Source organism: Arthrobacter sp. Rue61a (assembly GCF_000294695.2).
GTDB lineage: Bacteria > Actinomycetota > Actinomycetes > Actinomycetales > Micrococcaceae > Arthrobacter > Arthrobacter aurescens_A.
On record NC_018531.1, the window covers coordinates 3,042,058 to 3,054,577 of the forward strand.

The window sequence follows — 12,520 nt, forward strand, 5'->3', positions numbered from 1 at the left end:
GAGACGACACCACCAACGTTGGCACAGTTGACGAAAGGTACGGCAAAACACCGAGATCCAAAATCAGGGAACTGCCCGCGGCTTTACCGGCGGTGCACTTCCACTCTAGCACCTTGATCGTCTACAGCCAGCGTCATCACACGCCAACCGACGTCGGGTGTGTTGACCGCCGTGAATGTCTCGATGAATTCTGCAGTTGTGGCGGCTTCGTCAGCGCCATTGGCCAGCACCATCACGGTGGGACCGGCGCCTGAGACAACCGCTGCATGCCCCGCAGTCCGGAGGGCCGCGATGAGATCGGCGCTGGGGCGCATGGCCTGAGCGCGGTAGCTCTGGTGGAGGTAGTCCTCTGTGCCTGGCAACAGCAACGTGGGATCAGCAGTGAGCGCGTGAATCAACAGGGCTGCACGTCCGGAATTCATTGCTGCCGCGTGATGCCCCACTGATGCCGGGAGCAGCCCGCGCGCAGTTTCCGTGGAAAGCTCGTAATCGGGGATTGCCACCACGGGAATGACCGCCGCTGCGACCTCAGCGTGTGTGCTGCTGTACTGCTCGCTGTCCTGCCATGACAGCGCCAGTCCGCCGAATATGGCGGGTGCGACGTTGTCCGGATGGCCTTCCATCTCGCTGGTCAACTGCAGGATCCAATCGCGGTCCTGCCGGGATGCTGCCGGGACCAGTGCGTTTGCCGCGGTGACAGCGGCAACCACTGCCGAGGCTGAAGACCCGAGTCCCCGGCCGTGCGGGTTGACGTTGTCCGCTGTGATTTTGAGGCCCGAGTGCCGGAAGCCAAGCCGATCCAAGGCGAGGTCAATGGCACGAACCACGAGGTGGCTGGCGTCACGCGGGAGGGAGTCAGCACCCTCGCCGGAGAGCTCGAACTCGAGCTCCCCGGTGCTGAGGGTCTCCACCGTCAAGGTGTCGTAGATGGACAGGGCCAAGCCGAGGCTGTCGTAGCCGGGGCCCAGGTTGGCACTCGTACCGGGGACCTTGACGGTCAGCCGCTGGCCTGCCGCGACGAGTGCACGATCGGTCGCGGTGGGCTGCGTTGATTCCACTCTTAGTTTTCTTCCAGTCCCAGTTCTGCGGCAACAGTGACGACGTCGTTCGGCACCTTGACGGGCTGCACGTCGCTGCCGTCTTCGGTGCGGAGGGCCCACTGCGGGTCCTTGAGTCCGTGTCCGGTAACCGTGATGACGATGGTTTTGCCCGACGGAACCTCGCCGGCGGCATGCTTCTTGATCAAGCCCGCGACACCGGCAGCGGAGCCGGGTTCAACGAAAACGCCTTCCTTTGCCGAAAGCCAGCGGTGAGCAGCCAGAATCTCGTCATCGGTGACAGCCTCGATCAGTCCACCGGATTCGTCACGGGCCGCAACTGCGGTTTCCCACGAGGCCGGGTTGCCGATGCGGATGGCGGTGGCAATCGTGTCGGGCTCGGTGATGGGGTGGCCTGCAACGAACGGCGCGGCACCGGCGGCCTGGAAGCCCCACATGACGGGCGTCTTGGTGGAAACAGCAGGAAGTGTTCCATTAGTGGTCTCGAAGGGCGCGGAGTATTCCTTGTAGCCCTTCCAGTAAGCACTGATGTTGCCGGCGTTGCCTACAGGCAGTACGTGGATGTCAGGGGCATCGCCCAAGGTGTCCACCACTTCGAAGGCACCGGTCTTCTGGCCCTGGATACGGGCCGGGTTGACCGAGTTCACCAGGAACACCGGGTAGGCCTCGCCGAGCTTCCGGGCGATGTCCAGGCAGTTATCAAAGTTGCCGTCAACCTGGAGCAGTGTGGCGCCGTGCGCGATGGCCTGGCTCAGCTTGCCCATGGAGATCTTGCCTTCGGGTACAAGCACAGCGCACTTGAGGCCTGCCGCAGTGGCGTAGGCCGCAGCCGAGGCGGAGGTGTTGCCGGTGGAAGCGCAAACAACAGCCTTTGCACCGGCTTCAACGGCAGCCGTCATGGCCATGGTCATGCCGCGGTCCTTGAAGGAACCCGTGGGGTTCATGCCTTCGACCTTCAGGTACACCTCTGAGCCGGTCAGCTCGGAAAGCTTCTGCGCGTGGACGAGCGGAGTGCCGCCCTCTCCCAGGGTGATGACCTTGGTGGCTTCCGTTACAGGCAAACGATCAGCGTATTCGCGGATTACTCCGCGCCATTGGTGAGCCACTTAGACCCCTTCTACCCGCAGAACGGATGTTACAGAATTGATGACGTCCAGGCCCTTCACGGCCTCGACGGTTGCTGCGAGTGCAGCTTCGGATGCACGGTGCGTCACGATTTTCAGCTCGGCCGACTCAACGTTGGAGGCTGAGTCGCGGTGGATCGTCTGGCGCATGATTTCGATGGAAACGCCGTTCTCCGCAAAGATGTGCGCAATCCGTGCCAGCACGCCGGCCTGGTCAGCGACATCCAAGCCGATGTAGTAGCTGGTGTTCGAGGCGTCGATGGCCAGCGCCGGAACGTGGCCCGTCGTGGTTTCCGTGCGGCCGGGGCCGCCCAACACCAAGCGCCGCGCAGCGGAGACGAGGTCGCCCAGCACGGCAGACGCCGTCGGGGTGCCGCCGGCACCCTGGCCGTAGAACATCAGTTCCCCGGCATTTTCCGCCTCGATGAAGACGGCATTGAAGGCTCCACGGACAGCGGCCAGCGGGTGTTCGCGCGGCAGGAGCGTGGGGTGGACACGCACGGAAATGCCGCTGCCGTTGTCCGACGAGTCGATCTTCTCGGCAATTGCGAGCAGTTTGATGACAAAGCCGGCTTCCTTGGCGGAGGCGATGTCTGCAGCGCTGACCTTGGTGATGCCTTCGCAATAGACATCGTCCAGGGAGAAGCGGGTGTGGAACGACAACGACGCAAGGATCGCTGCCTTGGCTGCAGCGTCGTGGCCTTCCACATCGGCAGTGGGATCTGCTTCCGCGTATCCGAGGCGCTGTGCTTCGGCGAGGGCATCGGCGAACTGCGCGCCGGTGCTGTCCATCTGGTCAAGGATGAAGTTGGTGGTGCCGTTGACGATACCGAGTACGCGGGTGATGCGGTCTCCGGACAGAGAGTCACGGATGGGGCGCAGAATGGGAATGGCTCCCGCGACGGCGGCCTCGTAAGACAGCTGGACTCCGGCCTTGTCGGCCTCCTCGTAGAGAGTGGGCCCATCCTGGGCGAGCAAGGCCTTGTTGCCGGTAACGACGCATGCGCCGTTCTGGATGGCCGTCAGGATCAGTGATCGGGCAGGCTCTATGCCGCCCATGAGTTCGATGACCAGGTCTGCGTCCTTGACCAAGGTATCGGCGTCGGTGGTGAACAGTTCACGCGGCAGTTCGACGTCACGCGGCGAGTCGACATTGCGGACGGCGATGCCGGACAGTTCCAGGCGGGCGCCGCTGCGGGCAGCGAGGGCCTCGGCGTCGTCAATCAGAATCCGCGCAACCTGGGCCCCAACGTTGCCACAGCCCAGCAGGGCCACCTTCAAGGTTCGCATTTCAGACATTCGCCACTCCCATGTCGCGGTTCAAGAGATCTTCTTCGGTTTCCCCGCGGACAATCAGCCGGGCGGCTCCGTCGCGTACAGCGACAACGCCAGGCCGGGCCAGGTAGTTGTAGTTGCTGGAGAGGGCCCAGCAGTAGGCGCCGGTACCCGGTACTGCGAGCAAATCACCGGCTGCCACATCCGCGGGCAGATATACATCTCTAACAACTATGTCGCCGCTCTCGCAATGTTTGCCCACTACGCGGGACAGCTGCGGAGCCGCCGAAGAGTTCCGGGAGGCCAGAATTGCCGAATAATCCGCGTCGTACAGCACCGGACGGGCGTTGTCGCTCATTCCGCCGTCTACCGACACATAGCGGCGCGGATACGTAACGTTCTCTTGCGTTTCTTCACCCTCAGGGGCGTCAACACGGACGGTTTTGAGCGTGCCGACTTCGTAGAGAGTGAAGGTTGTGCTGCCCACAATGGCACGTCCGGGTTCAATGGAGATACGCGGTGGCGTGATGTCCAGCTCGGCGCACTTGGAGCGGACGACGTCGGCCATTGCCTGCGCGATTTCCGCTGCCGGGCGGGGGGTGTCCACGGGGGTGTAGGCGATGCCGTAACCGCCGCCGAGATCCAGTTCGGGCATGACGATGGAATACTTGGCCTGCATGGCGGCGAGGAAGCCCAGGAGCTTTTCCGCTGCAACAGCAAAGCCATCGGGCTCGAAGATCTGCGAACCGATGTGGCAGTGCAGGCCAAGCAGCTCGATGCTGGCGTAGGAGGTTGCCGCGGCCACTGCTTCTTCGGCCGCGGACAGGCCGGCTTCCTCGGTGGAGTCTTCGGCCATGGAAAGGCCGAACTTCTGGTCTTCGTGAGCCGTGGCAATGAACTCGTGGGTGTGGGCGTGCACGCCGGGGGTCAGCCTCAGCATGACCTTGGCAGTTTCGCCGCGGCTGGAAGCGATCTTGGCAACGCGCTCAAGTTCATCGAGGCTGTCCACCACGATCCTGCCAAGCAGCATGTCCAAAGCGCGGTTGATCTCGGCGTCGGACTTATTGTTGCCGTGCAGGCCAAGGTTGGGACCTTCAATTCCCGCGCGTGCCGCAACAGCCAGCTCGCCGCCCGAACAAGTGTCCAGGCGAAGGCCTTCCTCAGCCACCCAGCTGGCCACTGCAGTGCACAGGAACGACTTCCCGGCGTAGTAGACGTCCACTCCCCCGCAAATGTCGGCGAAGGCGGCATCAAAGGCGTCTTTGAATGCACGGGCACGGGCACGGAAGTCCGATTCACTCATGACGAACAGCGGGGTTCCGTACTGTTCCTTGAGCTCGCTGACGGACACGCCGTCGATGGTGACCTCGCCGGCGTCGTTCTTTTCAACCCCGGCCGCCCACATACGTGCCTGCAAGGCGTTGAGGTCTTCAGGAACGGCCAACCACCCGGGAGCGAGCGGAGAAGCGTGTGCAGCGTCTGTGTTCATTTCCCTACATCCGTTCCGGCGCAGAAACGCCCAGCAGTTCGAGTCCGTTGGCGAGCACCTGGCTGGTGGCGTCGTTCAACCACAGACGTGTGCGGTTGACGTCGAGCACAGGTTCCTCGCCCTGCGGCGAGACGCGGCATGCGTCGTACCAGCGGTGATAGGCACCGGCGATGACCTCCAGGTGGCGCGCCACGCGGTGCGGTTCACGCAGTTCGGCGGCCTTTGCCACGATGGACGGATAGCTGCCCAGATAGGAGAGCAACTCGTTTTCGGTAGCGTGGTCCAGGAGTGATGCGTCAAAGACGGAGCGGTCCACGCCTGCTTCCGCAGCATTGCGGGCCGTGCCCCGCGACCGGGCATGAGCGTACTGCACGTAGAACACGGGGTTTTCGTTGCTGTGCTTCTTCAGCAGTTCGGGATCCAGCGTCAGGGGCGAGTCGGCCGGGAAACGGGCCAGCGAGTAGCGGACAGCGTCCTTCCCGAGCCATGAGATGAGGTCCTTGAGCTCGATGATGTTACCGGCACGCTTGGACAGTTTGGCGCCATTCACGGACACAAGCTGGCCGATGAGGACCTCAATGTTGACCTCGGGATCATCGCCCGCGCAGGCTGCAATGGCCTTCAGGCGATTGATGTAACCGTGGTGGTCCGCGCCGAGCAGGTAAATCTTCTCCGTGAACCCGCGGTCCTTCTTTGAAAGGTAGTACGCGGCGTCCGCTGCGAAGTAGGTGGGTTCGCCGTTGGCACGGATCATCACGCGGTCTTTGTCGTCGCCGAAGTCGGTGGTGCGCAACCAGACGGCACCGCCGTCGTCGAACACGTGGCCCTGTTCGCGAAGGCGGGCGACGGCGGATTCGATCGCGCCGGCGTCGTGCAGTTCCTTCTCCGAGAAGAAGACGTCGAACTCTACGCCGAACTCAGCCAGCGTGGTCTTGATGTCTGACATCTGTGCCTCGTAGGCTGCGGCGCGGATGACGGGCAGGGCTGCCTCGTCTGTCAGTTCGCGGATGCCTGGGTGGGCTTTCAGCACTTCGTCGCCAAGTTCACGGATGTATTCGCCCGGGTAGCCACCCTCCGGTACACCACGGCCATGAAGGCGGGAAAGGACCGAGTTTGCGAACACGTTCATCTGCGAGCCGGCGTCGTTGATGTAGTACTCGGCGGTGACATCAGCACCCGAGGCACGCAGGACGCGGGCAATGGCGTCGCCAAGAGCGGCCCAGCGCGTGTGTCCGATGTGCAGTGGACCAGTGGGGTTCGCAGAAACGAACTCCATATTGACGACTCGGCCTGCGAGCGCCTGGTTGGTGCCGTAGCTGGCTCCTGCTTCAACAATGGCCTTGGCGAGGGCGCCTGCTGTGGCAGCATCCACTGTGATGTTCAGGAAGCCCGGACCGGCGATTTCCACTCCGGTAACGCCGGGAATGCCCTGCAGATGGTTGCTGAGGATTCCTGCGAATTCACGGGGGTTCATGCCGGCCTGCTTGGAGAGTTGCAGGGCGATGTTGGTGGCCCAGTCTCCATGATCCCGGTTCTTGGGTCGCTCCACTCGCACGGCGTCGGGCACGGCAGATTCCGTCAAGGCGATTTCGCCGGTAGAGACGGCGTCCTTTAGACAGGCGGATATGGCAGCAGAGAGTTCTTCGGGAGTCACGCTTCTAGCCTACCGGGGGCCTGCAAAGTCGCGGAATTGAGGCTCCCGTATGTGGATAGATGGACACAGTCCGCTCACAGGAATGGCTCTCTGGCAGCACAGACTGAACCATTACGCTGAATCCAACGTTGTGAACACGTAGGAGGTGGCCTTGTTGGTCATCCCGTTACACGCAGTATCCATTGATGAAAATGACCCTTGACGAATTCTTGTCCAGTTGAAACGAGCAGAACCATGACTACGCCACTCCGCAAGAGCCTCTACGTTGGTTTCGCCGGCCTCTCCATCATCGGAACCGCCGCGGCATGTGCCCCTACGACCCAAGCCCCCGCAACTCAGACTCCGGCTACCCAGGATGGCGGGCAGGCCGCAACCAACAGCCCGTCATCGGCAGGCACTTCATCGTCTGCTGCCGTCGCTTCCACCGGCGCGGCCACATACAAGGACGGGACGTACAGTTCCGACGGTACGTACACCTCGCCCAATGGGCTGGAAACGGTGGGTGTGGAGCTGACCTTGGCCGCTGACAAGGTTTCTGCCGTCAACATCACGGTCCACCCGTCCAATCCGAATACCAAGAAGTTCCAGGGGGAGTTCGCCAGCGGTATCGCAGCCCAGATCGTCGGCAAGGACATCGACGAACTCAACGTTTCCAAGGTGGCCGGCTCTTCCCTGACGTCCGGCGGCTTCAACGAAGCCGTGGAACAGATCAAGTCCCAGGCCAAGTAGCAGCCATGCCGCACCCTGGCTGGAGCACCTTCAGCTTCGAAGGGATCGGTACGCAGTGGGAGATTTCGACGCCGGACAGTTTGGTACCCGCCGTCCGGCGCGAGGTGCTTGAAACAGTCGCGGCATACGACAAGACGTGGTCGCGGTTCAGGCCGGATTCCTTGGTGTCCGGCCTGTCCCGCGGTCCGGGCATCATCACGCTGCCGGAGCATGCAGTCGCCCTCCAGAAGCTATATTCGGTGCTGTATCGCCTCAGCGATGGTGCCATGACCCCACTCATCGGCAGCAGCTTGGAGCGTCTGGGTTACGACGCCGGCTACGCTCTTGTTCCGTCAGGAAATCCCCTCGCCCCGCCGCGGTGGGAAGACGTCCTCGATTGGACAGGCACGGACCTGGCCGCGAAAGAGCCGGTAGTTTTGGACGTCGGAGCAGCCGGGAAGGGCCAGCTGGTTGACCTGTTGGGCGAAATCCTGTTGGCAACGGATCACACTGACTTCCTGGTGGATGGCAGCGGCGACATGCTGCACGCGGGAAGCGACCCGGTCACCGTTGCGTTGGAGCATCCCTATAACCCCCGGCAGGCCATAGGAACGGTGGAGCTGAACAACTCCGCACTGTGTGCCTCTGCTTCAAACCGACGCACGTGGGGTGACGGTCTCCACCATGTCCTGGATGGAACGACGGGCGAGCCTATTCACACCACGGTGGCTACATGGGCCATGGCTGCGAGCGCCCTGGTTGCAGACGGACTTGCCACGGCATTGTTCATGCTTGAACCGGCTCGGCTGGAGGAGGAATTTGATTTCTCATGGCTTTCGGTGTCGTCGAGTGGTGTTGCCGCGTTTTCGACCGGTTTTGAGGGGAGACTGTTCACATGATTGCCGCTAAGTCGCGCCTGGACACTTGGTTGGGCCGCTTCACCATGTACCGCTTGATTCTCTGGGTGCTGGGCGTGCTGGTTGTCTACAGCATGGTCCTGAACATCCTGGGGTGGTTGACCTTCGGGCTCCCGGAGATGGCGGTACACCTTGTGCTTTGCTTGGGTGTGACCTATGCCTCCAGCCGGCTGCTCGCGCTGCTCTTCGGCGTGAAGCCGCACACGGAGTCGTCACTTATTACCGGGCTGCTGATCTACTTCCTGTTCTGGCCGGCCTTTGGCGTGATGGACATGGCGGGGGTTGCTTTGGCATGCGTGCTGGCCAGCGTGTCCAAGTATGCTCTGGCCTTCCGTGGGCGGCATATTTTCAACCCGGCCGCGGCCGGTGCGTTCATCACGGGCCTGACGGGGCTCAACATCGCCACGTGGTGGGCTGCCACGCCGGCCATGCTCTGGCTCTTGGTTCCCGGGGTGCTGCTTGTCCTGTACCGCACTCGGAAAATGCTGATGGCCGCCGTTTTCCTCGTGGCTGCCACCAGCATCATCACGGTAGAGCTCCTCAGCCGCAGCATGACATTGGGCCAGGCCTTGTGGCAGTCCTTGGCACAGCGCCCGTTGCTGTTCTTCGTGGGATTCATGCTCTCGGAGCCCCTCACCCTGCCTCCCCGTCGCTGGCAGCAGCTGGCGCTTGCCGCCGTCGTGGGTGTTGTCTTCGCCGTTCCCTACAACTTTGGTTTCATTGCCAACTCCCCGGAACTCGCGCTGTTGCTGGGCAATCTTTTGGCGTTCTTCCTGGGACAGCGCGGTGGCGTCCATCTGACGTTCAAGGGCTCGCGCCCCCTCACCCCCGCCAGTACTGAATTCAGGTTCGAGCCACAGCGGCCCGTGCGCTTTGCCGCCGGACAATTCATGGAGCTGAACCTGCCGCATGCCGGATCCGACGGCAAGGGGCGCCGACGGGTTTTCAGCATCACCAGCCCGCCCGGCGCGGCCGAGGTTACGTTCGGCGTGGGTACGGCCGAGCCCCTGTCTACGGCCAAGAAGGCACTGTTTGCGCTTCAGCCCGGGGACAGCGTTTCTGCAACGGCCGTGGGCGGAGACTTTGTTTTACCGCGCGACGCCGGGAAGCCGGTCCTGCTGATCGCCGCGGGTATCGGCATTACGCCTTTCCTGTCGCAGCTGGCGGCCGACGACGCCGCCCGCGACACCGTGGTTGTGTACCTCGCAAAGGGTCGCGATGAACTTGCGTGCGTGGAACAGCTGGAAGCCTCCGGCGCCAAAGTGTTGGCCCGGCTGGCGGACGGTTCCACTCCCCCGGAGTTCATGGTGGACGCCGGTACGTCCAGGATCGATGCCGCACGCCTCAAGGAGCTGGTTCCGGATATCGGGGATCGGGAAGTTTTCGTCTCGGGCTCCCCGGCGAGCGTGGACTCCCTGCGCGCTGCAGCACGTGGTGCAGGAGCGCGCAGGGTACATGTCGACTCATTCGCGGGCTACTGATCCGCGGGGTTCCGGACCGGGCTCGCCGGAGGGGCGCCGGGTTTTCATTTGCGGCTCCGTGGCTGCTAAGCTCTAGGACGTCCCACCGGCAACGGAGGGAACCCTGGATGCCCTCGTAGCTCAGGGGATAGAGCGTCTGCCTCCGGAGCAGAAGGCCGTAGGTTCGAATCCTATCGAGGGCACAACGAATACCCCGCCAGTCCTGCTGGCGGGGTATTTTTTTGCGTGCCGGTTACCGACTATCAGTTGGGGGCTTGCCGGGCTCGAACCGCAATATTGTCCGTCCCTGATCCTAGGCTGATTCCAGTTGGTCATACCGATAGCCAAAGGGGTTTCACCGTGATGTGTTCAATTGTCCCGCCGTATATGCTGCGCAGGATTGCTGCCCGGAATGAACCAAGGCTTCGGGCGGTTGCCCGGGCCGCCAAGGAGTCCTTGCTGCACATCAAGGACCTGCAGGCCATCCGTACAGCCCCTATCCCCGCGGCACCGCCAAGCGCACGCCAAGCCAAACCGGGTCCGCCCAAGCGGACCATTTTCGACGCCGGCTCATCGGAAACCCTGCCCGGCCGCATTGTCCGCAAGGAGGGTGCCCCACCCGTCGGAGATGTCGCTGCGGACGAGGCCTACGACGGCCTCGGGAGCACGCACCGGCTGTACGGCGAGATTTTCGGCAGGGATTCCATTGACGATGCCGGGCTCTCCCTGGATGCAACGGTCCACTATGGGAAGCTCTACGACAACGCCTTTTGGGACGGCAGCCAGATGGTCTTCGGCGACGGTGACGGCCAGATTTTCCAGCGCTTCACCAAGTCCGTGAGCGTCATTGGCCATGAACTCGCCCACGGGGTTACGCAGTACACAGCCAATCTGGCGTATCGGAACCAAGCCGGAGCACTCAACGAGTCCATGTCGGACGTCTTCGGGGTCCTCGTCGAGCAGTATCTCAAGCAGGAGTCCGCAGGGGACGCCAGTTGGCTCATTGGGGAGGGCCTTTTCACCGAGCAGGTCCAAGGTGCCGCCCTGCGCTCCATGAAAGCACCGGGGACAGCTTATGACGACGACGTTTTGGGAAAGGACCCCCAGCCGGACTCCATGGATACGTACGTGCGGACGAGCGCTGACAATGGCGGAGTGCACATCAACTCCGGCATCCCCAACAAGGCTTTCTATGTTGTGGCCTCGGAACTCGGCGGCAAGGCTTGGGAGGCACCCGGCCAGATCTGGTACGGCACCTTGACCAGTGGGTCCCTGCCGGCAACCTGTACTTTTGGAAAGTTTGCCAAGACCACTCTTGCGACCGCTGAGGAACTTTTCGGTTCCGGGTCAGCTGAGCATGACGCCGTCCTGAAGGCGTGGGAGACTGTGAAGGTCAAGGTTTAGTCAGGTGGCGGGACCGGACAGTTTGCTCCGGTCCCTGCCGGTTGGCTGACTACAGAACGTCGAACGAGAAGCAGCCGGCCATGAAGATCACCGTCCAACGCAGTGGGGGAATCGCCGCGATGACACGCGTCTGGAGCGTGGATGCTGTGTCTCCCGATGAGAAGGAACGATGGGTTCCGATCGTGGAGGCCTGCCCGTGGGACGAAGCCAAAAGTCAAGCCCGGACACCCAACGAACCTGACCGGTTCATGTACTCCATCCGCGCAGGGCAACGCCGCGCCACTCTCCCCGACCGCGCCGTAACCGGGCCTTGGCAGGAACTGGTGGAATGCGCCCAAGCCGAAGGTTCGGAGTCACGGGGACGGCTCGGCAGCCGACGCTAAGAGCAGCCGCCTTCGTCGGGCAGCAGCCGCTGGGTTTCAGATGGCTTCTGCCAACTGTCCCCGGAATGCCCGCCTGTAGCTCTGTGGACTCGTGTCCAGCACTTTTGTGAAGTGGTGGCGCAGCAGGACAGAATGCCCGAACCCTGCAACACGAGCGATCTCGTCGATGTTCAGCTCAGTGGTTTCCAACAGTTCCTGCGCACGCAGCACGCGTTGCGAGTTCAGCCAGGCAGCGGGCGTAGCTCCGGTTTCCGCGCGGAAGCGCCGGGCGAACGTCCTTGGCGACATGTGGAGCCGTGCAGCCAACTCGTTCACGCTGTGTTCTTCGTCGAGGTGTTCAACCATCCAGCGAAGCAGTTCCTCCATGGGTGCGGAACCGCAACGGGGCATGGGCCTGTCAATGAACTGGGCCTGGCCACCGTCGCGATGCGGCGGTACCACCATGTCGCGTGCGATTGCAGCAGCCACGTTCGCCCCCAATTCCTCACGGACAAGATGGAGGCATGCGTCGATTCCCGCGGCCGTACCGGCGCTGGTGATGATGGTTCCGTCCTGCACGTAGAGGACGTTCTCGTCCACGATCGCGGACGGGTACCGGCTGGCCAGATCCTGCGAATAGTGCCAGTGCGTGGTGCAACGCCGTCCGTCCAACAAACCGGCGCGGGCCAGGGCATAGGCCCCGGAGCAAATGGACATCACCCACGCACCCCTGGCATGTGCTGCCCGCAACGCATCCATGACGGACTCGGGGACGTCCTGGTCCCGGCCGAACGGCGCCATGATGACGAGGTCTGCATCTGCCGCTGCTTCGAGGCCGAGGTTCACATGAAGCGACAGACCGGACTTCATGCGGACGTCACCCGGTTCCGGTGTTACCACCCGGAAATCGAAGGCCGGTACCCCGGCACCACGGTCAGATCGGTCGATGCCGAAGACCTCGAAGGCCGTACCGAATTCGAAGACCGAGAAGTTGGGTACAACAATCACCGCCACTGATTTCAACATACCTCCAGTATGGCAGAAAATTATCTAAATGGGGCATTTCTGC

At 62.6% G+C, this 12,520-nt stretch carries 11 protein-coding genes and 1 tRNA gene; 6 read left to right on the forward strand and 6 right to left on the reverse strand.

The window, feature by feature from the left end:
* Nucleotides 1–83 precede the first annotated feature (83 nt).
* Genes thrB through argS form a run of 5 tightly spaced genes read right to left on the reverse strand, consistent with a single transcriptional unit; the run spans nucleotide 84 to nucleotide 6,600 of the window.
* Nucleotides 84–1,058 (reverse strand): homoserine kinase, encoded by a 975-nt coding sequence (gene thrB / locus ARUE_RS13845; protein ID WP_014922183.1) that lies wholly within the window; start codon nucleotides 1,056–1,058, stop codon nucleotides 84–86.
* A gap of 2 nt (nucleotides 1,059–1,060) precedes the next feature.
* Entirely contained in the window at nucleotides 1,061–2,164 is a 1,104-nt protein-coding gene (gene thrC / locus ARUE_RS13850) for a threonine synthase (RefSeq protein WP_011775273.1), read from the reverse strand.
* A complete protein-coding gene (locus tag ARUE_RS13855) occupies nucleotides 2,165–3,481 on the reverse strand; it encodes a homoserine dehydrogenase (RefSeq protein WP_011775274.1) in 1,317 nt (438 codons plus the stop codon).
* Nucleotides 3,474–4,946 (reverse strand): diaminopimelate decarboxylase, encoded by a 1,473-nt coding sequence (gene lysA / locus ARUE_RS13860; RefSeq protein ID WP_014922186.1) that lies wholly within the window; start codon nucleotides 4,944–4,946, stop codon nucleotides 3,474–3,476. Before lysA ends, ARUE_RS13855 begins: the two co-directional genes overlap by 8 nt.
* 4 nt (nucleotides 4,947–4,950) lie before the next feature.
* Nucleotides 4,951–6,600, reverse strand: coding sequence for an arginine--tRNA ligase (argS, locus tag ARUE_RS13865; RefSeq protein WP_011775276.1), 1,650 nt, complete (start codon nucleotides 6,598–6,600; stop codon nucleotides 4,951–4,953).
* Between the two features lie 234 nt (nucleotides 6,601–6,834).
* Here argS and ARUE_RS13870 point away from each other — a divergent pair, with 234 nt between their 5' ends.
* The 6 genes from ARUE_RS13870 to ARUE_RS13895 all read left to right on the forward strand — a co-directional run bounded on the left by ARUE_RS13870 (nucleotide 6,835) and on the right by ARUE_RS13895 (nucleotide 11,472).
* The gene (locus ARUE_RS13870; protein WP_014922187.1) at nucleotides 6,835–7,329 is read left to right on the forward strand and encodes an FMN-binding protein; all 495 of its coding nucleotides are present in this window, start codon (nucleotides 6,835–6,837) and stop codon (nucleotides 7,327–7,329) included.
* A gap of 5 nt (nucleotides 7,330–7,334) precedes the next feature.
* Entirely contained in the window at nucleotides 7,335–8,207 is an 873-nt protein-coding gene (locus ARUE_RS13875) for an FAD:protein FMN transferase (protein WP_011775278.1), read from the forward strand.
* The gene (locus ARUE_RS13880) at nucleotides 8,204–9,706 is read left to right on the forward strand and encodes an FAD-dependent oxidoreductase (RefSeq protein WP_011775279.1); all 1,503 of its coding nucleotides are present in this window, start codon (nucleotides 8,204–8,206) and stop codon (nucleotides 9,704–9,706) included. The genes ARUE_RS13875 and ARUE_RS13880 overlap by 4 nt, the downstream gene beginning before the upstream one ends.
* Before the next feature lie 109 nt (nucleotides 9,707–9,815).
* Nucleotides 9,816–9,888 (forward strand) — tRNA-Arg (locus tag ARUE_RS13885).
* A gap of 160 nt (nucleotides 9,889–10,048) precedes the next feature.
* Complete coding sequence (locus ARUE_RS13890; protein WP_043470426.1) at nucleotides 10,049–11,089, forward strand: M4 family metallopeptidase; 1,041 nt, start codon at nucleotides 10,049–10,051, stop codon at nucleotides 11,087–11,089.
* An 80-nt stretch (nucleotides 11,090–11,169) separates the two neighbouring features.
* Nucleotides 11,170–11,472 carry a protealysin inhibitor emfourin gene (locus ARUE_RS13895; protein WP_014922189.1) on the forward strand — a complete coding sequence of 101 codons (303 nt, stop codon included), beginning with the start codon at nucleotides 11,170–11,172 and terminating at the stop codon, nucleotides 11,470–11,472.
* Between the two features lie 36 nt (nucleotides 11,473–11,508).
* On the opposite strand, the gene ARUE_RS13900 is transcribed toward ARUE_RS13895, so the two are convergent.
* The gene (locus ARUE_RS13900) at nucleotides 11,509–12,477 is read right to left on the reverse strand and encodes a GlxA family transcriptional regulator (protein WP_011775282.1); all 969 of its coding nucleotides are present in this window, start codon (nucleotides 12,475–12,477) and stop codon (nucleotides 11,509–11,511) included.
* Between the last annotated feature and the right edge of the window lie 43 nt (nucleotides 12,478–12,520).